The following is a 1,174-nucleotide window of genomic DNA, read 5'->3' on the forward strand; positions in this document are numbered from 1 at the left end:
TCGAGGCGATGATCGCCGCCGGCGTCGACGTGGTGCGCCTCAACTTCTCCCACGGCACCGCCGACGACCACCGCCGCCGCCTGCAGGCGGTGCGCGAGATCGCCGCGCGCCTCGGCAAGAGCGTCGCCGCCCTCGGCGACCTCCAGGGCCCCAAGATCCGCATCGCCCGCTTCAGCGAAGGCGCCGTCGAGCTCACCGAGGGCCAGGCCTTCGTCCTCGACATGGCCATGGACACCGAGGCGGGCACCGCCGAGCGGGTCGGCTGCGACTACAAGGAACTGGCCTCCGACGTCGCCGTGGGTGACGTCCTGCTCCTCGACGACGGCCGCCTGGTGCTGGAAGTGACCCGCATCGACGGCCCCGAGGTGCATACCACCGTGACCGTCGGCGGACGCCTGTCCAACAACAAGGGCATCAACAAGCAGGGCGGCGGCCTCTCCGCCGCGGCCCTCACCGACAAGGACAAGGCCGACCTCAAGACCGCCATCGACATCGGCGTCGACTACCTGGCGGTGTCCTTCCCGCGCAGCGCCGCCGATATGCAGGAAGCACGAGCCCTCTTGGGCGAGGCCGGCAAGGAGATCGGCCTGGTGGCCAAGGTCGAGCGCGCCGAGGCGGTGGCCGACCCGGAGACCCTGGACGGCATCATCCGCGCCTCCGAGGCGGTGATGGTGGCCCGCGGCGACCTGGGCGTGGAGATCGGCGACGCCCAACTGATCGGCGTGCAGAAGCGCATCATCAGTCGCGCCCGCAAGCTCAATCGGGCGGTGATCACCGCCACCCAGATGATGGAGTCGATGATCAGCGCGCCGCTGCCCACCCGGGCCGAGGTGTTCGACGTGGCCAACGCCGTGCTCGACGGCACCGACGCGGTGATGCTCTCCGCCGAGACCGCCGCCGGCGACTACCCGGTGGAGACCATCGAGGCGATGCACCGCCTGTGCCTGGGCGCCGAGCGCGAGCGCACCGCCCAGGAGTCGGGCCACCGCATCCACGAGGGCTTCTCGCAGATCGACGAGACGGTGGCGCTGTCGGCCATGTACGCCGCCAACCACCTGGCGGGCGTGGCGGCCATCGCCTGCATGACGTCCACCGGCTATACGCCGCTGATCGCCTCGCGCATCCGCTCCGGCCTGCCCATCGTCGGCCTGGCCCATAGCCCCATCGCCCAGCG

The 1,174-nt window shown here is 71.1% G+C and carries 1 protein-coding gene; it reads left to right on the forward strand.

Annotated elements, in window-relative coordinates; genetic code table 11:
- Nucleotides 1-1,174, forward strand: a 1,174-nt coding sequence (pyk, locus tag HPA02_RS18075; protein WP_146804595.1) for a pyruvate kinase, incomplete at both ends; no start/stop codon positions are given.

Origin of the sequence: Bisbaumannia pacifica, assembly GCF_007989625.1 — a bacterium.
Lineage (GTDB): Bacteria > Pseudomonadota > Gammaproteobacteria > Pseudomonadales > Halomonadaceae > Bisbaumannia > Bisbaumannia pacifica.